Genomic DNA, 18,694 nt, shown 5'->3' on the forward strand with positions numbered 1-18,694 from the left:
TTCTGAGGTAGCCGCCATGGCCCATTCCGCAGTCGATCACCACGACGAGCACGGGCATTCGCAGAGCTTCGTCGCGCGTTGGTTGTTCTCCACCAATCACAAAGACATCGGCACGCTGTATTTGCTCTTCAGCTTCACCATGTTCGTCATCGGTGCGGCGATGAGCGTGGTGATTCGTGCCGAGTTGGCGCAGCCGGGGCTGCAGTTCGTCAAGCCCGAGTTCTTCAACCAGATGACCACCGTGCATGCGCTGGTGATGATTTTCGGCGGGGTGATGCCGGCCTTCGTCGGCCTGGCTAATTGGATGATTCCGCTGCAGATCGGTGCGCCGGACATGGCCTTGCCGCGCATGAACAATTGGTCGTTCTGGCTGTTGCCGGTGGCGTTCACCTTGCTGCTGCTGACCCTGTTCCTGCCCGGTGGCGCGCCGGCCGCCGGCTGGGCGATGTACCCGCCGTTGATGCTGCAGGGTGGTTACAACGTCGCCTTCTCGGTGTTCGCCATCCATGTGGCCGGCATCAGTTCGATCATGGGGGCGATCAACATCATCGCCACCGTGCTCAACATGCGCGCGCCGGGCATCTATCTGCTGAAGATGCCGATCTTCTGCTGGGCATGGCTGATCACCGCGTTCCTGCTGATCGCGGTGATGCCGGTGCTGGCCGGCGCGGTGACCATGCTGCTGACCGACAAGTTCTTCGGCACCTCGTTCTTCAACGCCGCCGGCGGTGGCGACCCGGTGATGTACCAGCATATTTTCTGGTTCTTCGGGCATCCGGAGGTCTACATCATGATCCTGCCGGCATTCGGCGTGATCAGCGAGATCATTCCGACTTTCAGCCGCAAGCCGCTGTTCGGCTACCAGGCGATGGTCTATGCGATTGCGGCGATCGCCTTCCTGAGTTTCATCGTCTGGGCCCACCACATGTTCACCGTGGGCATGCCGCTGGGCGGTGAGATCTACTTCATGTTCGCCACCATGCTGATCTCCATTCCCACCGGGGTGAAGGTATTCAACTGGATCAGCACCATGTGGCGAGGCTCGATGAGCTTTGAGTCGCCGATGCTGTGGGCGGTGGCGTTCGTCATCCTGTTCACCATCGGTGGTTTTTCCGGGTTGATGCTGGCAATCGTGCCGGCCGACTTCCAGTACCACGACACGTATTTCGTGGTGGCGCATTTCCACTATGTGTTGGTCACTGGCGCGGTGTTCGCGCTGATCGCGGCGGTGTACTACTGGTGGCCGAAATGGACCGGGCACATGTACAACGAGCGCTGGGCCAAGTTCCATTTCTGGTGGACGATGCTGTTCGTCAATCTGCTGTTTTTCCCGCAGCATTTCCTTGGCCTGGCCGGTATGCCTCGGCGTATTCCGGATTACAACGTGGTGTTCGCGGATTGGAACCTGGTCAGTTCGATTGGTGCCTTCGGCATGTTCGTCACCCCGTTTTTGATGGCCTCGATCCTGCTGGCGTCGCTACGCAACGGCGCCCAGGCGCATGCGCGGGTGTGGGAAGGTGCGCGTGGCCTGGAGTGGACGGTGCCATCGCCGGCCCCGGCGCATACCTTCACCCTGCCGCCGGTGCTCAAGCCTGGCGATTTGGCCCACGACGACATCGGCCACTGATGACTGCGCAACCGCCGCTCGATGAGTTGGTCCTGCGCCGCAAACGTGCGGCGCGTACCGCCTTGGTGGCCGGCTTGGTCGCGCTGGCGATCTACGTCGGCTTCATCCTCTCCGGGGTGCTGGGGCGATGAGTGCGCCGTCACCGCATGTGCCCAGTAGTGCCGGACTGTTCAAGCTGGTCGGTGTGGCGCTGGCGGTGTTCGTGCTGACTTTCTCGCTGGTGCCGTTGTACCGCATCGCCTGCGAAAAGGTGTTCGGCATTCGCCTGGAGCGCGGTCCGGGCGACGGCTCGCAGGCGAGCACGTCGCTGGTCGGCAAGCGCACGGTCAAGGTGCAGTTCGATGGCGGGGTGAATTCCAAACTGCCATGGTCGTTCCATCCGGAGCAGCTCACCATGGAGGTGGTCCCCGGCCAGCTCAATCAAGCGCTGTACTACGCGCGCAACGAGAGCGGTCATGCCATCGTCGGCAGCGCGGTGCCGTCGGTGGCGCCGGCACGCGCTTCTGGTTACTTCACCAAGACCGAGTGCTTCTGCTTCACCGCGCAGACCTTGCAGGCCGGAGAGAAGCGCGACATGCCGGTGCGCTTCATCGTCGATCCCAACCTGCCGCGCGACATCACCACCATTACCCTGTCCTACACCTTCTACAAGAACGATGCGCTGAGCGCGGAACTGGAATCGCCGAAACTGGCCGGTTCCCCGCGCGCAGCGCTCTGACTCCCGACCGGAATGCCTGCCATGGCCCAGCCCAGCACCGACGCCACCGCCTATTACGTGCCTAGCCAGAGCCGTTGGCCGTTCATCGGTTCCATCGCGATGTTCGTGACGATGATTGGCGTGGCCAGTTGGCTCAACGACGCGGCCTGGGGCATGTGGACGTTCTTCGCCGGCATCGCGATGTTGCTGGCGACGCTGTTCATGTGGTTCGGCGATGTCATCCGCGAATCCATCGCCGGACACTACAACCGCCAGGTCGACGTGTCGTTCCGGATGGGGATGGTCTGGTTCATCTTTTCCGAAGTGATGTTCTTTGGCGCGTTCTTCGGCGCGCTGTTCTATACCCGGACTTTCATCCTGCCGACGCTGGGCGGGGAAAGCTATCGCGTGATGACCAACGCGCTGCTGTGGGATGGGTATTCCGCGGCGTGGCCGACCAACGGGCCAGGGGCGATCGGTGGGCACTTCCAGACCATCGAGGCCTGGGGATTGCCATTGATCAACACGCTGATCCTGCTCAGCTCCGGGGTGACGCTGACCATTGCCCACCATGCGCTCAAGGCGGGGCAGCGCACGCGTCTTCTCGTGTTCCAGGCGTTCACCGTGTTGCTGGGGTGTACGTTCTTGTACTGCCAGGGCAAGGAATACATCCACGCCTACAAAGAGCTCAATCTCACCTTGGGGTCGGGCATCTATGGCTCCACGTTCTTCATGCTCACCGGCTTCCACGGCGCGCACGTGCTGTTGGGCACGATCATGCTGCTGGTGATGTGGCTGCGCGCGGCGCGCGGACACTTCAGTCGCGATCATCATTTCGCTTTCGAAGCCGCCGCTTGGTATTGGCACTTTGTCGATGTGGTGTGGTTGGCGCTGTTCTTGTTCGTCTATGTGCTTTGATCGCGCGCGCCGCTTTCCGTGATCTTGCGCGCATGTGCGCCATGCCGACGTTCCGGATGTTCTAGCGACTTGGGTTTGCCCAATGGCGATGCCTCGTGGCTGCACACCATTGCGAAACGGCCGTTACGGCACGGTGGTTTTGTTTGCCACATGCGTTCCTTTTTCCATCGCATCGCGTCATCGCGATGGGGTGTCGCACGGCATGGCCGCTGTTGGGCCTCTTAATTGCCCCAGCCCGTGTGGCTTGATCGCACCGGTATAGATGCCCAAGATCACCAATACGATCAGACAAACCGACAAGCCGATGCGCCAGGTCAATGCGTTCACCGTGCGCTTGCTTTGGCCGCGGTCCACCAGCAAGTAGTACAGACCGGCGCCGAGGTTCCATAGGATGACCAGCAGGAACGCGACGATCAGCAGGGTTTTCAGCGAGTCGTTCATGGGCATCTCGGCGCATGGTGTGTCCGCATTATGACTCTCGTCGCTGCCTCGCGTGCGAGTGGGCATCGGCGTATGCCGTGGTGGCTTGGCTGGAGTATTGCGCTGGTGTTGGCGTTGGGGTTTTGTGTCCTGGGGCGTTGGCAGGTGCAGCGCATGTATGAGAAGCAGGCGCTGCTCGCGCAGGCGGCGCATGTGCGTGATCGTCCGCAGGCGCTGGCCGATGCGCTACGCACAGGACGAGCTGGACGGCTGGCCTGGGTGCACGGCGCGGGCCGTTTCCTGCCTGGGCAGATTCTGCTCGACAACCAGATACGCCAGGGCCGTAGCGGGGTGAAGGTATATCAGCCGTTCTTGCCCGATGGCGTGTCGGGCCCGGTGCTGGTGGAACTGGGCTGGTTGCCGCTGCCTGCTGATCGTGCTCTGCCGAGTCCGGTACCGTTGCAAGGCCGCTACGTGCTGGCCGGCCTGCTCGGGCCGCCACCGTCGCATGGGCTGGCATTGGGCCCGGCGCTGGTCGCCGCGCCATCGCCGCAGCGTTGGTTGGCGATGCGGATCGAGCCGGCGGCGATTGGCCTGGCGCTCGGCCGCCGCGACATTTTGTCGCAGGTACTGCGTCTGGATCCGGCCCTGCCGCTGGGCTATCCGCGCGATCTGGACCTGTTGCCGAACACGCTGCCGCCCGAGCGCCACTTGGCTTACGCGGTGCAGTGGTTCGGTCTGGCGCTGCTGGTGCTGGTCACGACCGCGTTGCTCAGTTGGCGGGCATACAGGGGACGGGGCGGGCGCTGAGTGCGCGCGCATGAGAAAATCCCCGGCATGACTGCTTCCCCTCCGATTCCGCGTGAGGCGGCCGCGCGCGGCCGCTGGCCGTTGATCGCGCTGTTCGTGCTGTTTTTCGGCTCGATGCTGGCCGCTGGTGTGTTGCGCTTTTCCGGCTGGCAGCCGCCGGCGCGCCGCAATCATGGAGAACTGCTGACGCCACCGGCCGACCTGCGCGCGCTGCAACCTCGGCTGGCCGATGGCAGCCTCTATGCCTGGCGGCCGCAGCAGCGTCTGTGGCGCATCGCGCTGGCGCCGCCGGCGGAGTGTGCCAGTGTCTGCGACGCGTTGGCGCGCGAGCTGGACAAGGTCTGGCAATTGTTCGGCCACGACGCCGATCACGTGCAGATCCTGTGGATCGGCACGCCTTCGCCATGGATCCGTGCGCTACCGCCGGTACGCGTGCTGCGCGCGGACCCGGCGCTGTTGGCCGCGCTGCCGCGAGCACATGAGGCCGCAGGGGTGCCGGTCTACGTCATCGATCCGAATGGCTTCGTCGTGCTGCGCTATGCCCCCGGTTTCGACCCGGCTGGCTTGCGTAGCGATCTGGCGAAACTGTTGAAACTTCTGTGAGCCACCTGCCTATGAGCTTGTTCGCGCCGCCGGCGCTGTTCCGTCACTTCCACCGCATGGCTTGGTTGGCGGCGCTGTTCACCGCCAGCACCATCATGTTCGGCGCGTTCGTGCGCCTGTCCGATGCGGGCATGAGCTGCCCGGACTGGCCGACCTGCTACGGTCGGGTGACTTGGCCGCAGACCAGTGCCGAAGCCAACACCCACACGGCCAGCAAGATCCGTCCGCTGGAGACGCGCAAAGTCTGGCGTGAGCAGGTACACCGTTTTCTCGCCGGTGCGCTGGGGGTGGAGGTGTTGGTGTTGTCGCTGCTGGCGGCGCGTCGGCGTCGGCAGGGGATTGCCCGGATCCTCGCTGCGGCGCTGCTGGTAGCGCTGTCGATCCCGTTGTATATGTCCGGCTGGCCGGCACTGGCGATGCTCTTGGCGGTGAGCGCGGAGGGGATGCTGTTGCTGGCAGCGTGGCGCTGGTCCAATGCCGATCTCGCCCGTGTGGCGGTGCTGGCCCTGACGGTGGTGATTTTCCAGGCGTTGCTGGGCATGTGGACAGTCACCATGCTGCTCAAGCCGATCGTGGTGATGGGGCATTTGCTGGGCGCGTTGACGCTTTTTTCGTTGCTGGTGTGGATGGCCTGGCGTGCCACGCACTTGCCGATCACCTTGGCCGATGCGACCCAGTTGCAGTGGTTGTTGCGTATTGGTGTGGCGCTGTTGCTGGCGCAGATCGCGCTGGGCGGCTGGGTCAGCGCCAACTACGCGGCATTGGCCTGCGGTGGCGGTAGTTGGTCGCCAGACAATTTTCCGCGCTGCGTCAGCCAGTGGTGGCCGCCGCACGATTTCCGCGCCGGTTTCACCTTGTGGCGCGCCATCGGCGTGGACTACGAAGGCGGTGTACTCGACGGCGCGGCGCGCATCGCGATCCAGATGGCGCACCGGATGATGGCGATGGGCGTCGCCGCTTATCTGGTCTGGCTGGGCTGGCGCTTGAGCCGCTCGCCGGGCATGCGCAGCTGGGTGGTGGCGCTGCTGGCGTTGTTGGTTGCTCAGATCGGTCTTGGCATTGTCAACGTCAAGTTGGCGTTGCCGTTGCCGGTGGCGGTGTTGCACAACGCCGGGGCGGTGGCGTTGTTGTTCGTGCTGGTGTCGTTGCTGGCACGGCTGCGAGCGCCGCAATGAGTGCGCGTGGCGTCTACTGGCGCGATTACTGGGATCTGACCAAACCCAAGGTGGTGGCGCTGATCGTGTTCACCGCGCTGGTCGGTATGTGTCTGGCGATCCCGGGTCTGCCGACCTGGGCGCAGGTACGCACCGGGTTACTCGGTTTCTTTGGTATCTGGTTGGCTGCTTCGGCGGCAGCGGCAATCAACCAGTTGTTGGATGCGCGCATCGATGCGCAGATGGCCCGCACTTCCTGGCGTCCGTTGGTGGTGGGCAAGGTGTTGCCGTGGCAGGTGCTGTTGTTCGCCACGTTGCTCACCACGCTGTCGATGACGGTATTGGTGGTATGGGTCAACGTCATCACCGCGGTATTGACCTTCGCTTCGTTGATTGGCTATGCGGTGGTCTATACGGTGTTCCTGAAGCGCACCACGCCGCAGAACATCGTCATCGGCGGCCTGGCCGGCGCGGCGCCGCCGTTGCTGGGCTGGGCCGCGATCACAGGCATGCAGGGGCAGTGGGACTGGGCCTACGCCTCGTTGCTGGTGTTGATCATCTTCGTATGGACGCCGCCGCATTTCTGGGCGTTGGCGATCTTCCGTCGCGCCGATTACGCCAAGGCGGCGATTCCGATGTTGCCTATCACCCACGGTGTGGCGCACACGCGCAAGCAGATTCTGCTGTACACGCTGCTGCTGGTCGTGGCGACGTTGCTGCCGGTGGTCGTGGGGATGAGTGGTGTGTTTTATCTCGGCGGCACCCTGGTGCTGGATACGGTGTTTCTCTGGTACGCCTGGCGCATGCTCGACCCGCCAGACGAAATGTTTTCGATGCGCATGTTTGGCTATTCCATCGTGTACCTGATGGCGTTGTTTGCATTCTTGCTGGTCGATCACTGGGTGTTGCCGGCTTAGGAGGCGGCGCCGTCGGCGCCGCGTCCATCGCGACTTGCGGCTCAGCTCAGCCAGTGTTGGCAATTATCGTGGTCCTGGCGGCTGCAGTTTTGCTGCATTTTCTGCTGCAGGCGTGCCAGCACGGCGTTGCCGTTGTGTTCCTTGCTCCAGTCCTTCAGCTTCTTGCCCAAGGTGTCGAAGCGTTGCCGGTGGCGCTGAAGGTAGTCGTCGGGCTGGTGAGCCAGTTCGGCGATCATCTGCGCTGTTGCGTTCTCGATGGCGGCTGCGTTGTCCGGTTGCAGGCGGATCAGGTCATTGACGTAACGTGCATCGGAACTCAAGCGCAGGGATGGACTCTGGACGCTGTCGCGTGCCTTTTTCAGCCAATAAAGCGCGGTTTGCTTGTCGCCGCGCTCCTCGGCCAGACCGGCCAATTCGGGCATGTAGTAGTAAGGCGTCTTGCTGCGCCCGAGTTCGGCTAGCAGCAACTGTTCGCTGCCGGCTTTGTCGCCGATGGTATCGAGCAGGTCGGCGACCATGCTGATCGTGGACTGGCGTTCGGCATCGCTGTGTGCGGCCTGTTCGGCCCAGTGCACGCGTTGCCGTATTTTTTCCACCACGGCAGCCGGCAGTGCCGGAGGAGCAGGCGCCGTCGGGCCTGGGTCCGCCGGCTGCCCCTGTGCCAGCCGCGCCAGTGCGATGTCGGCATAGACAGTTTCCAGGCGATCACTGATCGGTAAGCGACTGTCGGTGTAGACCTTGTCCAGTGCCTGTGTCAGCGCGCTTGACAACGTGGCGCGCTCGGTTGCATTCGCCGCTCCGGCTTGTACCAGTTCGTGTGCCGATTCGGTCAGTGTGCTGAGGTTGGCGCGGACTTCGGCAGGATCGGACACGACGGCCTGCAGTAGGGCGCGATTGGTCGCGCGCTGTTTGGGGGTCGGCGAGGTGTCGGTTGCGTTCATGCTCAGCGCCAACAACGCGAAGCGGCGTTGCAGTGCAGGCTGTGGCGCGGCGGCAGCCAGGCGTGCGAGCACGTCAGCGGTGTGTTCGGACTTGATCAAATGCGCGCCATCTAGGCTCCACTCGTATTGGCTGAGTATGGTCCAGTCGTCGTTGCTGAGCGTGGCTGGTTCTTTCAGGGCTTGCTGCAGTAATTGCGCCGAGCTGGAAGTGCGGTTTGCGGCCACGCGCAGCGCTTCGGCCAGATGGGCGGTGTCGCTGTCGCCGGCCAGACGAGTGATTTCGCTACGGTCCGGACCCAGCACGATGATGGTCGGATAGCCCTTGATACCGAAGCGCTCGCCCCAGGCTTGCGCACTTTCCAAGTCGCCATCCAGATGCACTGCGACGAAGGCGCGAGTACGTGCGATGAATGCCGGGTCCTTGAACAGCGTGGCCTTGAGCCGATTGCAGGGTGGGCACCACACCGCGCCCCAGTAGAGCAGCAGCGGTTTGTTTTGTTCACGGGCTTCGGCGAAGGCATCGTCGAGGTCGCCTTCGCGCCATGCGATGCCGGTATTGTCTTTTGCGGGGGCTGGCGTGGCGGCCTTGGGTGTGGCGGGAGCGGGCGGTTTTTCGCAGGCGCTCAAGGCAAACAGCGTGGCCAGACTGGTGGAAAGCATGGCGGAACGGCGGAGCATACGGCTCATATGGGGCACCGGTAAGGGGAGGGAGACGCGACTGGGGCGGCCTCCTACTTTACCCAGTGACCGCTGCTGTGGCACATCACGTTTGCGTATGTGTTGATTCCACTTTGGTTGTGCTCGCGATCACGATATCGTTGACTGTGCGCCCCATTGGCTGGATCCGCGCCACGGATGCGGCGCATCCGGTTAGTGCGTGCGTGCCATCTTTGCCGCGTGTGCATAGCGTTGCGCGATCACCGCGCAGACGATCAACTGGATCTGGTGGTAAAGCATCACCGGCAGCACGATCGCGCCGAGGCTGCCACTGGCGAACAGCACCTTGGCCATCGGCACGCCAGTGGCCAGACTCTTCGCAGGCGCTCAAGGCAAACAGCGTGGCCAGACTGGTGGAAAGCATGGCGGAACGGCGGAGCATACGGCTCATATGGGGCACCGGTAAGGGGAGGGAGACGCGACTGGGGCGGCCTCCTACTTTACCCAGTGACCGCTGCTGTGGCACATCACGTTTGCGTATGTGTTGATTCCACTTTGGTTGTGCTCGCGATCACGATATCGTTGACTGTGCGCCCCATTGGCTGGATCCGCGCCACGGATGCGGCGCATCCGGTTAGTGCGTGCGTGCCATCTTTGCCGCGTGTGCATAGCGTTGCGCGATCACCGCGCAGACGATCAACTGGATCTGGTGGTAAAGCATCACCGGCAGCACGATCGCGCCGAGGCTGCCACTGGCGAACAGCACCTTGGCCATCGGCACGCCAGTGGCCAGACTCTTCTTGGAGCCGCAGAACACGATCGAAATTTCGTCCTCGCGGGAAAAACCCAGTCGCCGCGCAGCGAATGTGATCAGCAACATCGCCAGCGCCAGCAATAAGGCTCCGGTGACCGCCACACCGAGCAGTGCCGGCAGCGGCGTTTTACGCCACAAACCTTCGATCACCGCCGCACTGAATGCGGTGTACACCACCAGCAGAATCGTACCCTGGTCGGTGTAGCGCAGCAGCGCGCGGCGGCGATCGACCCAGGTGCCGATCCATGGCCGCAACAGATGACCGGCGACGAACGGCACCAATAACTGCAGCATGATCTTGCCCATCGCTTCCAGCGGATTGGCCATGGTGCTCTGTGCACCGGCCAGCATGCCCATCAGCAATGGGGTCAGAAACACGCCAAGCAGGCTCGACAGCGAGGCGCTGCACACGGCGGCCGATACGTTGCCGCCAGCCATCGATGTGAACGCGATCGACGACTGTACCGTGGATGGCAGCGCACACAGGAACAGCGCGCCAATGTACAACTCCGGGGTCAACAGTACGTGCGACAGGGGTTTGAACAGCAAGCCCAGCAGCGGAAATAGAATGAAGGTGGCGGCGAAGATGGTCAGATGCAGGCGCCAGTGCAGTGCGCCTGCCAGGATGGCCTCACGCGACAGCCGTGCACCGTGCAGGAAGAACAGTGCGGCGATGGCCAGGTCGGTGACCACGTCCATGACCCCCGCCGCAGGCCCGTACACCGGTAGCAGCGAGGCGAGCGACACCGTGCACAACAGTGCCAGGGTAAAGGGTTCGATGCGCAGGCGGGCGAGCCAGGAGCTGATCATGCGATGGGATGGTGCTATGCAGTCTGTATTGTAGGAAATGCAGTTGGTGCAGACCAATCCGGACGTGCGGCGTTGGCAACGAGCAAATGTATCGTTGCAACGCTTTTTCGGTCCAATTCACCGAGTGAAGGTGTCGGCAATGTTCGGTGAGACACTGTCATGACCTTGGCGATGCAGGCTTGTTGCAATGGCTTGTTTCAATCCATTGCAACTGGTTTTGCGCGCACTTCAACGTGCGTCGTGCGTCGATCGGATGCGCCAATCCGGATTTCGCATCCTCTGGCTCGGCTTTGCGCATCCGCAGGGTAGCGCTCAGCGCAACGTCGCAAGCACCTTCAGGAGTTCGCGCAGTTCGTACTTATCGGTCTCGTCCAGTCCTTGCGCGCGTTGTTTGGCTTGTAGTTCGTCCAGGCGTTGTTGCAAAGTCTGTTTCTCTAGTTGCGCCATGACGTCGAGTAACTCTTGACGCCAGCTCGCGCTATCGCCGGGAATCTCCTGCACCACCAGTTTCTGCAGTGCGGCCAGTTCCTCGCGTTCGTGGAAGTGTTCCAGTAGCGCGCCAGTGGTGATTTCTGGCCGCGTATGTACGATCTGCAATAGTTCGATGAGTAATTCGATGCCGGGTAGGCGCAGGCCGGCGAACGGATAGGGCGGCGGCAACTCCAGCGCCAGCGCCGGCATTTGCAGCAAACGTGCGATCGCCTCGCGGACCAGGCTGCGTTTGTGCGCCGACTGCACGGGCCTCACTGGGCTTCTGTTCGCTGATGTGGTGACGGCTGCGGCCGCGCCGATGCCGGTGAGTTCGGTCAGGCGCTGGCGCATCAGGTCGCCGAACGCGCCGTCGGGAATCTGCGCCAGCATCGGTCGCGCGCGCTCGGCCAGACGCGCCTTGCCGTCGAGTGTGCTCAGGTTGATCTCGCGGGAAAGTTCGTCGAAGAAGAATTGCGACAGCGGCGTGGCCTGAGCAAGGCGGGTGTCGAATGCCGCCGCGCCTTCCTTGCGCACGATGGTGTCCGGGTCCTCGCCGTCGGGCAGGAACAGGAAAAATGCCTGGCGTCCGTCCTTCATTCGCGGCAGGACCGATTCCAGCGCCTTCCAGCCGGCGCGGCGCCCGGCGGCGTCGCCGTCGAAGCAGAAGAACACGTCCGGCGCATTGCGGAACAGCAGTTCGGCATGCTCCGGCGTGGTGGCCGTGCCCAGTGTCGCCACCGCTTGGGTCACGCCGAACTGGAACAGCGAGACGACATCCATGTAACCCTCGACCACGATCAGCCGCTCGATCTTCTGGTTGCTTTGGCGCACCTGCCACAGCCCGTACAGCTCGCGTCCCTTGTGGAATAGCGCGGTCTCCGGCGAGTTCAGGTATTTGGGGCCATCGTCCTTGTCCAGAACGCGGCCGCCGAAGGCGATTACCCGTCCACGGCGGTCGAAGATCGGGAACATCACCCGGTCGCGGAACTTGTCGTAGATGTGGCCGCGGTCGTTCTTGGAGAACAGTCCGGCGCGGTCGAGCAACTTATGCCGACGCTCGTCGGTGCCTAGCGCATCCTTGAGCGCGCTGTAGCCGTCTGGCGCATAGCCGATCTGGAAGCGTGCGCGGTTCTCCGCGTCCACGCCACGACCATCCAGATAGCTGCGTGCTTTGTCGCTGGTGTCGAGCTGGCGTTGGAAGAATTTCGCCGCCGCTTCCAGCGCCGAGTACAGGTCGCGATGGTCTTCGCCAGCCGCTTGTGCGGCGCCGCGTTGTTGCGCGTCGCGCGGCACTTCCATTCCGGCGCGCTTTGCCAGCTCGTCCACCGCGTCGAGAAATTCGAGGCGGTCGTAGTTGATCAGGAAGCTGATCGCGGTGCCGTGCGCACCGCAGCCGAAGCAGTGATAGAACTGTTTGGTCGGGGAGACCGTGAACGAGGCCGAGCGCTCGTCGTGGAACGGGCAGCGCGCCGCGTACTCCTTGCCTTGGCGCTTCAGTGGCACGCGGGTGCCGATCACCTCGACGATGTCGGTGCGTGCGAGCAGATCGTCGATGAATGCGTCGGGGATGCGGGCCATCGGCATAGGATGCCACGCGTGTGTGTCCTCGCCACGGGTCCGGTGCTGCGCGGCGCGACGGATTCAGTGCGGTGGCACTGCGCTTATGGCGCTGGGTGGGTCGATTCCGGCGCAGTGGAGCGGGCGCGGCGAGCCTGGCGCTCGTCGATCACGGCGGTGATCAGCGCGCCGACGAAGAACACCACCGTGGCGTAATAGATCCACACCAGCAGGATCACGGGCGCACCCATGGAGCCGTAGGCGCTGCCCGGCGCGGCGGTGGCGATGTACACGCCGATCGCATAGCGCCCAATCACGAAAAGACAGGCGGTGATGGCGCCGCCGATGATCGCCTGCCGCCACGCCACGCGCCGGTCTGGCAGATAGTGGTAGAGCACGGCGAAGGCCAGCACGTAGATCGCCAGCGTGGAGGCGTAGCCCACCGCCGGCAGCAGCGATGGCATCCGTGCGAAGGCGACTTGCAGCACCGTGGTCAGGATCATCGAAATCAACAGCAGGAAACCCAGCGCGAAGACCACGCCGAAAGAGAACACGCGTTTCTTCAGCCATGGCAGGAGGCCGTCGAGCTGCTGCTTGTCGGTGCGGAAGATCAGATTCAGCGCATTTTGCAGTTGCGCGAATACCGCCGTGGCGCCGACGAACAGCAATAAGGTGCTCCATAGTCCGGCCAGCGAGCCGATGCTGGGCTGGTTCTTGGCGTTGTCGATCACCGTCTGTGCGACCTCGCGTGCGCCGTTCCCGGCCAGTTGCCCAATCTGCGCGATCAGCGTTTGCTGCGCTTGCGGATATAGCGAGGCGGTCAGCCACAGTAGCAGCACGAGCAGCGGCGCCAGCGACAGCAGCGCGTAGAAGGACAGCGAGGCGGCCTGGGTCATCAGGTCGATCTCGGCGAAGCGCCGCGCCAGTGCCGCTGGCAGGCTTTGCTGCAGGCGGTCCAGATGCGTATGCAGGCGTGCGGATGATAGGGACATGGGCGCAGGATCTTCGGCGCGCGGCGTCGGCAACGCCAGCCCCGCGCTGCGCGCGGTAAAGCGCGGGCTTGCCGGTGTTGTAGCAGCCCCGCGCGAAAAACGGGTGAAGCGTGATGCGCCGGATCAGCCGCCCAGTTGCTGCTTGACCAGGGCCGAGACCTGGCCCATGTCGGCCTTGCCGGCGATCATCGGCTTCAGTGCGCCCATTAATTTCCCGATGTCGGCCGCAGTACTGGCGCCGGTCTGTGCGATCGCGGCCTGGATCGCGGCAACGATTTCGGCCTCGTCGAGTTTGACCGGGAGATAGCGCGCAATCACCGTGATCTCTTCGCGCTCGATGCTGGCCAGATCCTCGCGGCCGGCGGCCTCGTACTGGTTCACCGAGTCCTTGCGCTGCTTGACCATCTTGTCCATCACCGCGATCACCGCAGCGTCGTCCATGTCCACGCGCTCGTCCACTTCCCTCTGCTTGATCGCCGCGTTGATCAGCCGGATCACGCCCAGGCTGTGCTTGTCGCCGGACTTCATCGCGGCCTTCATGTCGTCGGTGAGCTGCTGTTTGAGGGTCATCACGGGTTCCACAGTGAAGGAAAAAGACGGGGGCATTCTAGGCAACGCCACCGGGACAAGCCGTTGCGCATGGGAATGGCGCGGCTGGTACAACCTGGTTGCGACAATGCCTCGATTGCAGTGTGTGGCGAGGAGAGACGCAAAAAGCCGGCGACGCTTGCGCGTGCCGGCTTCGTGGGCTTACCGTAGCGTCTGACCAAACCAGCAGGCCGCGCTACCGTAGGCCGCGATCCTCAGTACAGGCGCTGGCGCTTGGTGACGTCGCGCGAGGTGCGGCGCAGTTGACGCTTCACCGCAGCAGCGGCTTTGCGCTTGCGTTCCTGGGTCGGCTTTTCGTAGAACTCGCGCTTGCGGGTTTCGGCCAGTACGCCGGCCTTTTCGCAGGTGCGCTTGAAGCGACGGAGCGCAAACTCGAAGGGCTCGTTTTCGCGGACTTTGACGCTGGGCATGGAATCTCCGGGGCACAATGGTGACCGGGTCACGCCCGGCGAGCCGCACATTATAGCGACGGATTCTCGGGCTGCAAGCGCGGGGTTTGGCCTGCCGCCGATTCGGCCCCACAATGCACGCATGAATGTGCTCGGCATCGAATCCAGTTGCGACGAAACCGGCGTCGCTGTCTACGACACCACCCGCTCCGGTGCGGCCGCGCTGCGCGCGCACGGGCTGTACAGCCAGATCGCCCTGCACGCCGAATACGGCGGGGTCGTGCCGGAACTGGCCAGTCGTGACCACGTGCGCAAGCTGCTGCCCCTGATCCGCCAGACCCTGGCCGAAGCCGATTTGCAGGTGCGCGACCTGGACGCCGTGGCCTATACCGCCGGGCCGGGTCTGGTCGGCGCGCTGCTGGTCGGCGCAGGCGTCGCCCGCGCGCTGGCCTGGGCGCTGGAAGTGCCGGCGATCGGCGTGCACCACATGGAAGGCCACTTGCTGGCGCCACTGATGGAAGACCCGGACCCGGCGCTCGGTGTGCCGGAACCGCCATTCGTGGCGCTGTTGGTGTCCGGCGGGCACACGCAGTTGATCGCGGTGGAGGCCATCGGCCGTTACCGGCTGCTCGGCGAGACCCTGGACGATGCGGCCGGCGAGGCCTTCGACAAGACCGCCAAGATGATGGGGCTACCGTATCCGGGCGGTCCGCAGTTGGCGGCGCTGGCCGCGCAGGGCACGCCGGGGCGCTTTCGTTTCGCGCGCCCGATGACCGACCGACCGGGCCTGGATTTCAGCTTTTCCGGGCTCAAGACCCAGGTGCTGCTGGCCTGGCGGGGCTGCGACCAATCCGACGCGGTGCGCGCGGATATCGCGCGCGGCTTCGAGGATGCGGTGGTGGAGACGCTGGCGATCAAGTGCGAACGCGCCTTGGAGGCGGCCGGGAGCCACACCCTCGTGGTTGCGGGCGGCGTCGGCGCCAACCTGCGCTTGCGCGCGCGCTTGCAGGAGATGGCGCAGGCGCGCGGCGGCCGCGCTTGCTTCCCGCGTCCGGCGCTGTGCACCGATAATGGCGCGATGATCGCCTTCGCTGGCGCATTGCGCTTGCAGGCCGGGCTGCACGACGCCACGGCCGCCGTGCTGGTGACTCCACGTTGGGAGATGGCGTCGCTGCCGCCGTTGGTGGCCGGGTTGCCGACGCAGGAGGCGCGCACCAACGGCCCCGGCGATGCTCCAACGGCTGTTGTTCCGGGGCGCGAATCCCAGGTTTCAGGTGATGGTAATGGATAAAGTCTTTATCGAAGGTCTGGAAATCGATGCCTTGATCGGCATCTACGATTGGGAGCGCCGGATCCGGCAGACGCTGCGTTTCGACCTGGAAATGGGTTTCGACAACCGCATCCCCGCCGCCAGCGACGATATCGCCGATACGCTGAATTACAAGGCGATCAGCAAGCGCATGGTGGAGTTGGTCGAGCAATCCGATCACGGCCTGGTGGAAACCTTGGCCGAGCGCTGTGCGGCGATGATCTTGGACGAGTTCGCGGTGCACTGGTTGCGCTTGAAGCTGAGCAAGCCCGGAGCGGTGCGCGGCGCACAGGCCGTGGGCGTGATGATCGAGCGCAGCCGTCCGTGCGGATGAAGTGGCCTGGGATGCCATCGCATCCGGCGTGCGTGCGTTGAAGCCGGATGGCGAGCGCTGCTTCGGCGATCCCCAGATCCGGCAGCGGCCAGAGCATGTGATGAACCTCGACGTGAGTGCCTGGCCTGCCGAGGCGTGTTGAGACCGCCAGTGGCGCAACGCATGACGGCGCGCTTGCAGGTGGTTGCCTGGCGTTCGCGCATCGGCGCCGATGCTGCCCGTCCTGCGCACGATCTTGCGTTGCATCCAGGCGCGCCGCTGCTGTGGGCAGTGTGTCGGGCGGTAGTGGCTCGGCAGGCCGACTGGGGTGGCGATTGGATCGTGGGGGGGGGGAGTGAAGCAATGTTCCGAACAGCGCGTGCGCTCGCCGGGATTTGCCTCATCGTCTTGCCCCAGCGCTAAACTCGACAGTTATGTAAGCGTTTTCTCAAAGGGCCTCATGGTTTCGGATCGTATTGAATCGCTCATCGCTCGCATGACCGTCGAGGAGAAGGTCGGCCAGCTCGGCGTCTTTGCCGACATGGTGCGCCCGTTCGCGCCCGACGTGAATCCGGAAGTGAACGTGAGCAATGCCGACGAGGTGATGCAGCAAGTGCGTGCCGGGCGGGTCGGGTCGCTATTCAATGGCGTGGGCGCGGAACTGGGGCGACGCATCCAGCAGGTGGCGCTGGAGGAGAGTCGCCTGGGGATTCCGGTGATCCTGGCGGCGGATGTGATCCACGGCATGCGCACGGTGTTCCCGATCCCACTCGGCGAGGCCGCCAGCTTCGAGCCGGAGTTGGCCGAGCGCACCGCGCGCGCCACCGCAATCGAAGCCACCGCTGCCGGTCTCCATTGGACCTATGCCCCGGCGGTGGATATCGCCCGTGACCAGCGCTGGGGACGAGGCGCCGAGGGCGCGGGCGAGGATGTGATGCTGGGCTGCGCGTTCGCCGCCGCGCGCGTGCGCGGTTTCCAGGGGCCGGATCTGCGTGCGTCTGATGCGTTGCTGGCCACGCCCAAGCACTTCGCCGCTTACGGCGCGGTCGCGGCGGGGATGGAATACGCCAGCGTGGACATCTCCCCGCAGACGCTGCGCGACGTGCACTTGCCACCATTCCAGGCGGCCTTCGGCGCTGGCGCGTTGACCGTGATGACGTCTTTCAACGATATCAATGGCGTGCCGGCCAGCGCCAACCACGAACTGTTGACCGAGATCCTGCGTGGGCAATGGCAGTTCCCCGGCGTGGTGATTTCCGACTACACCGCCGATATGGAATTGATCGCGCACGGCTACGCCGCCGACGAGCGCGATGCGACTAAAAAAGCCTTCCTCGCCGGCATGGACATGAGCATGCAGAGCGGTTTCTACGCCGCGCATCTGCCCTCGCTGGTGGAAGACGGCGACGTGCCGATGGCATTGCTGGATGCGGCGGTGCGCCGCGTCCTGGCGCTGAAGGAAGCCATCGGCCTGTTCGACGATCCGTATCGTTCGTTGGATCCTGCACGCGAAGCGGACCAGTCGCACCTCCCCGCACACGATGCGCTGTCGCGCGAGGCGGCGCGGCGCTCGATCGTGCTGCTCAAAAACGATGGCCCGGTGCTACCGCTGCGCAAGCGCGGGCAGAAGATCGCATTGATCGGTCCGTTCGCGCAGGACCGCGACAACATCGAAGGTTGCTGGACGTTGTTCGGCGACAAAGCGCGTTACGTGACCCTGGAGGACGGGGTGCGCGCAGCGCTGGACGATGCGCGGGCGTTGACCGTGGTGCCGGGCTGCGCGCTGGAGGCGCCGCTGGACGGCGGTATCGACGCCGCGGTGGCCGCCGCGCGCGCCGCCGACGTGGTGGTGCTGGCGCTGGGTGAGCCACAGCGCTACAGCGGCGAGGCGCAGTCGCGCACGCAGATCGTGCTGCCGCCGGCGCAGCAGGCGCTGGCCGAGGCCGTTGCCGCCACCGGTACGCCCGTGGTGGTGTTACTGCGCAATGGCCGCGCGCTGGCGCTGCAGGGCGCGGTGCGCGATGCCGCCGCCATCGTCGTGACCTGGTACCTGGGCACGCAGACCGGCCCGGCGGTGGCCGACGTGTTGTTCGGCGATTACAACCCCTCGGCGCGGTTGCCGGTGAGCTTCCCGCTCGATGCCGGGCAACAGCCGTATTTCTATAACCACCCGCGCAGCGGACGACCGGAACTGCCGACGATGCGCGAGTTCAAGGCGCGTTGGCGCGAGGTGCCGAACGCGCCGCTATATCCGTTCGGTCATGGGTTGAGCTACACCCGCTTTGCCTATGGAGTGCCGCAGCTCGATCGCACGCGGTTAGGGTGGGACGACACCCTGACCGTCACCACCCGCATCGACAACGTCGGCCAGTGCGAGGGCGAGGAAGTGGTGCAGTTGTACATCCACGACCGTGTCGCCAGCCGGGTGCGTCCGGTGCGCGAATTGAAGGCGTTCCGCAAGGTGCGTCTGGCGCCAGGGCGGGGCATGGCGGTGGTGTTCACGCTGGATCGGCATGCGCTTGCCTTCACCGGTCGCGATGGATGCCGCACCGCCGAACCGGGGCAATTCGATCTGTGGGTGTGCGCGTCGGCGACGAGCGGCGAGCCGGTAGGGTTCGAGTTGCTCGCGCAGGCGCGATGACAGCACGGTGTGCGTGACGGTCGATGGCGTCGGGATGACTGCGCA

The 18,694-nt window shown here is 64.3% G+C and carries 18 protein-coding genes and 1 pseudogene; 11 read left to right on the forward strand and 8 right to left on the reverse strand.

The features are described 5' to 3' along the window. Positions 1-16: 16 nt before the first annotated feature. Genes ctaD through XANALMUS060_RS12015 form a run of 4 tightly spaced genes read left to right on the forward strand, consistent with a single transcriptional unit; the run spans position 17 to position 3,242 of the window. Positions 17-1,627, forward strand: a complete 1,611-nt coding sequence (ctaD, locus tag XANALMUS060_RS12005) for a cytochrome c oxidase subunit I (RefSeq protein ID WP_045738623.1) — start codon at positions 17-19, stop codon at positions 1,625-1,627. Further along, the gene (locus XANALMUS060_RS22680) at positions 1,627-1,758 is read left to right on the forward strand and encodes a hypothetical protein (RefSeq protein WP_255352371.1); all 132 of its coding nucleotides are present in this window, start codon (positions 1,627-1,629) and stop codon (positions 1,756-1,758) included. Before ctaD ends, XANALMUS060_RS22680 begins: the two co-directional genes overlap by 1 nt. Beyond that, positions 1,755-2,345 carry a cytochrome c oxidase assembly protein gene (locus XANALMUS060_RS12010; protein WP_045738624.1) on the forward strand — a complete coding sequence of 197 codons (591 nt, stop codon included), beginning with the start codon at positions 1,755-1,757 and terminating at the stop codon, positions 2,343-2,345. Before XANALMUS060_RS22680 ends, XANALMUS060_RS12010 begins: the two co-directional genes overlap by 4 nt. Positions 2,346-2,366: 21 nt before the next feature. After that, positions 2,367-3,242: a cytochrome c oxidase subunit 3 gene (locus XANALMUS060_RS12015; RefSeq protein WP_045738625.1), complete on the forward strand. Its 876-nt coding sequence runs from the start codon at positions 2,367-2,369 to the stop codon at positions 3,240-3,242. Between the two features lie 177 nt (positions 3,243-3,419). On the opposite strand, the gene XANALMUS060_RS12020 is transcribed toward XANALMUS060_RS12015, so the two are convergent. Next, complete coding sequence (locus XANALMUS060_RS12020) at positions 3,420-3,683, reverse strand: twin transmembrane helix small protein (protein WP_045738626.1); 264 nt, start codon at positions 3,681-3,683, stop codon at positions 3,420-3,422. Between the two features lie 30 nt (positions 3,684-3,713). On the opposite strand from XANALMUS060_RS12020, the gene XANALMUS060_RS12025 reads away from it, so the two are divergent. The 4 genes from XANALMUS060_RS12025 to cyoE are packed head-to-tail and all read left to right on the forward strand — an operon-like array spanning position 3,714 to position 7,146. After that, on the forward strand, positions 3,714-4,472 hold the full coding sequence (locus XANALMUS060_RS12025; RefSeq protein ID WP_045738627.1) for an SURF1 family protein: 759 nt from the start codon (positions 3,714-3,716) through the stop codon (positions 4,470-4,472). 27 nt (positions 4,473-4,499) lie between these two features. After that, the gene (locus XANALMUS060_RS12030; RefSeq protein ID WP_045738628.1) at positions 4,500-5,075 is read left to right on the forward strand and encodes a hypothetical protein; all 576 of its coding nucleotides are present in this window, start codon (positions 4,500-4,502) and stop codon (positions 5,073-5,075) included. 11 nt (positions 5,076-5,086) lie between these two features. After that, positions 5,087-6,250 (forward strand): COX15/CtaA family protein, encoded by a 1,164-nt coding sequence (locus tag XANALMUS060_RS12035; RefSeq protein WP_045738629.1) that lies wholly within the window; start codon positions 5,087-5,089, stop codon positions 6,248-6,250. Then, complete coding sequence (gene cyoE, locus XANALMUS060_RS12040) at positions 6,247-7,146, forward strand: heme o synthase (RefSeq protein ID WP_045738630.1); 900 nt, start codon at positions 6,247-6,249, stop codon at positions 7,144-7,146. The genes XANALMUS060_RS12035 and cyoE overlap by 4 nt, the downstream gene beginning before the upstream one ends. 41 nt (positions 7,147-7,187) lie before the next feature. On the opposite strand, the gene XANALMUS060_RS12045 is transcribed toward cyoE, so the two are convergent. The 7 genes and pseudogenes from XANALMUS060_RS12045 to rpsU form a co-directional block, all read right to left on the reverse strand. After that, positions 7,188-8,774: a thioredoxin family protein gene (locus XANALMUS060_RS12045; protein ID WP_045738631.1), complete on the reverse strand. Its 1,587-nt coding sequence runs from the start codon at positions 8,772-8,774 to the stop codon at positions 7,188-7,190. Positions 8,775-8,957: 183 nt separating this feature from the next. Further along, positions 8,958-9,222: pseudogene (locus XANALMUS060_RS22070) on the reverse strand (bile acid:sodium symporter); the annotation flags it as partial. Between the two features lie 156 nt (positions 9,223-9,378). Beyond that, the gene (locus tag XANALMUS060_RS12050; protein ID WP_045738632.1) at positions 9,379-10,368 is read right to left on the reverse strand and encodes a bile acid:sodium symporter family protein; all 990 of its coding nucleotides are present in this window, start codon (positions 10,366-10,368) and stop codon (positions 9,379-9,381) included. A 312-nt stretch (positions 10,369-10,680) separates the two neighbouring features. Beyond that, positions 10,681-12,417, reverse strand: coding sequence for a DNA primase (dnaG, locus tag XANALMUS060_RS12055; RefSeq protein ID WP_045738685.1), 1,737 nt, complete (start codon positions 12,415-12,417; stop codon positions 10,681-10,683). Positions 12,418-12,500: 83 nt separating this feature from the next. After that, positions 12,501-13,388: a YihY/virulence factor BrkB family protein gene (locus XANALMUS060_RS12060; protein WP_045738633.1), complete on the reverse strand. Its 888-nt coding sequence runs from the start codon at positions 13,386-13,388 to the stop codon at positions 12,501-12,503. 123 nt (positions 13,389-13,511) lie between these two features. Next, on the reverse strand, positions 13,512-13,958 hold the full coding sequence (locus XANALMUS060_RS12065; protein ID WP_045738634.1) for a GatB/YqeY domain-containing protein: 447 nt from the start codon (positions 13,956-13,958) through the stop codon (positions 13,512-13,514). Between the two features lie 233 nt (positions 13,959-14,191). After that, positions 14,192-14,407, reverse strand: a complete 216-nt coding sequence (rpsU, locus tag XANALMUS060_RS12070) for a 30S ribosomal protein S21 (protein WP_003465342.1) — start codon at positions 14,405-14,407, stop codon at positions 14,192-14,194. A gap of 121 nt (positions 14,408-14,528) precedes the next feature. Between rpsU and tsaD the strand changes: the two genes are divergently transcribed. The 3 genes from tsaD to XANALMUS060_RS12090 all read left to right on the forward strand — a co-directional run bounded on the left by tsaD (position 14,529) and on the right by XANALMUS060_RS12090 (position 18,649). Beyond that, a complete protein-coding gene (gene tsaD / locus XANALMUS060_RS12075) occupies positions 14,529-15,677 on the forward strand; it encodes a tRNA (adenosine(37)-N6)-threonylcarbamoyltransferase complex transferase subunit TsaD (protein WP_045738635.1) in 1,149 nt (382 codons plus the stop codon). Continuing rightward, complete coding sequence (gene folB, locus XANALMUS060_RS12080; RefSeq protein ID WP_045738636.1) at positions 15,670-16,029, forward strand: dihydroneopterin aldolase; 360 nt, start codon at positions 15,670-15,672, stop codon at positions 16,027-16,029. The genes tsaD and folB overlap by 8 nt, the downstream gene beginning before the upstream one ends. A 439-nt stretch (positions 16,030-16,468) precedes the next feature. Then, the gene (locus XANALMUS060_RS12090) at positions 16,469-18,649 is read left to right on the forward strand and encodes a glycoside hydrolase family 3 N-terminal domain-containing protein (protein WP_045738638.1); all 2,181 of its coding nucleotides are present in this window, start codon (positions 16,469-16,471) and stop codon (positions 18,647-18,649) included. The last annotated feature ends 45 nt before the right edge of the window (positions 18,650-18,694 follow it).

It is taken from the genome of Xanthomonas sp. MUS 060 (assembly GCF_000963215.1).
GTDB lineage: Bacteria > Pseudomonadota > Gammaproteobacteria > Xanthomonadales > Xanthomonadaceae > Xanthomonas_A.

Bases quoted from the DNA above. Each gene is read 5' to 3' on its own strand.
- ctaD (WP_045738623.1), top strand. From the start codon at position 17: ATGGCCCATTCCGCAGTCGATCACCACGACGAGCACGGGCATTCGCAG.
- XANALMUS060_RS22680 (WP_255352371.1), top strand. From the start codon at position 1,627: ATGACTGCGCAACCGCCGCTCGATGAGTTGGTCCTGCGCCGCAAACGT.
- XANALMUS060_RS12010 (WP_045738624.1), top strand. From the start codon at position 1,755: ATGAGTGCGCCGTCACCGCATGTGCCCAGTAGTGCCGGACTGTTCAAG.
- XANALMUS060_RS12015 (WP_045738625.1), top strand. From the start codon at position 2,367: ATGGCCCAGCCCAGCACCGACGCCACCGCCTATTACGTGCCTAGCCAG.
- XANALMUS060_RS12020 (WP_045738626.1), bottom strand. From the start codon at position 3,683: ATGAACGACTCGCTGAAAACCCTGCTGATCGTCGCGTTCCTGCTGGTC.
- XANALMUS060_RS12025 (WP_045738627.1), top strand. From the start codon at position 3,714: ATGACTCTCGTCGCTGCCTCGCGTGCGAGTGGGCATCGGCGTATGCCG.
- XANALMUS060_RS12030 (WP_045738628.1), top strand. From the start codon at position 4,500: ATGACTGCTTCCCCTCCGATTCCGCGTGAGGCGGCCGCGCGCGGCCGC.
- XANALMUS060_RS12035 (WP_045738629.1), top strand. From the start codon at position 5,087: ATGAGCTTGTTCGCGCCGCCGGCGCTGTTCCGTCACTTCCACCGCATG.
- cyoE (WP_045738630.1), top strand. From the start codon at position 6,247: ATGAGTGCGCGTGGCGTCTACTGGCGCGATTACTGGGATCTGACCAAA.
- XANALMUS060_RS12045 (WP_045738631.1), bottom strand. From the start codon at position 8,774: ATGAGCCGTATGCTCCGCCGTTCCGCCATGCTTTCCACCAGTCTGGCC.
- XANALMUS060_RS12050 (WP_045738632.1), bottom strand. From the start codon at position 10,368: ATGATCAGCTCCTGGCTCGCCCGCCTGCGCATCGAACCCTTTACCCTG.
- dnaG (WP_045738685.1), bottom strand. From the start codon at position 12,417: ATGGCCCGCATCCCCGACGCATTCATCGACGATCTGCTCGCACGCACC.
- XANALMUS060_RS12060 (WP_045738633.1), bottom strand. From the start codon at position 13,388: ATGTCCCTATCATCCGCACGCCTGCATACGCATCTGGACCGCCTGCAG.
- XANALMUS060_RS12065 (WP_045738634.1), bottom strand. From the start codon at position 13,958: ATGACCCTCAAACAGCAGCTCACCGACGACATGAAGGCCGCGATGAAG.
- rpsU (WP_003465342.1), bottom strand. From the start codon at position 14,407: ATGCCCAGCGTCAAAGTCCGCGAAAACGAGCCCTTCGAGTTTGCGCTC.
- tsaD (WP_045738635.1), top strand. From the start codon at position 14,529: ATGAATGTGCTCGGCATCGAATCCAGTTGCGACGAAACCGGCGTCGCT.
- folB (WP_045738636.1), top strand. From the start codon at position 15,670: ATGGATAAAGTCTTTATCGAAGGTCTGGAAATCGATGCCTTGATCGGC.
- XANALMUS060_RS12090 (WP_045738638.1), top strand. From the start codon at position 16,469: ATGGTTTCGGATCGTATTGAATCGCTCATCGCTCGCATGACCGTCGAG.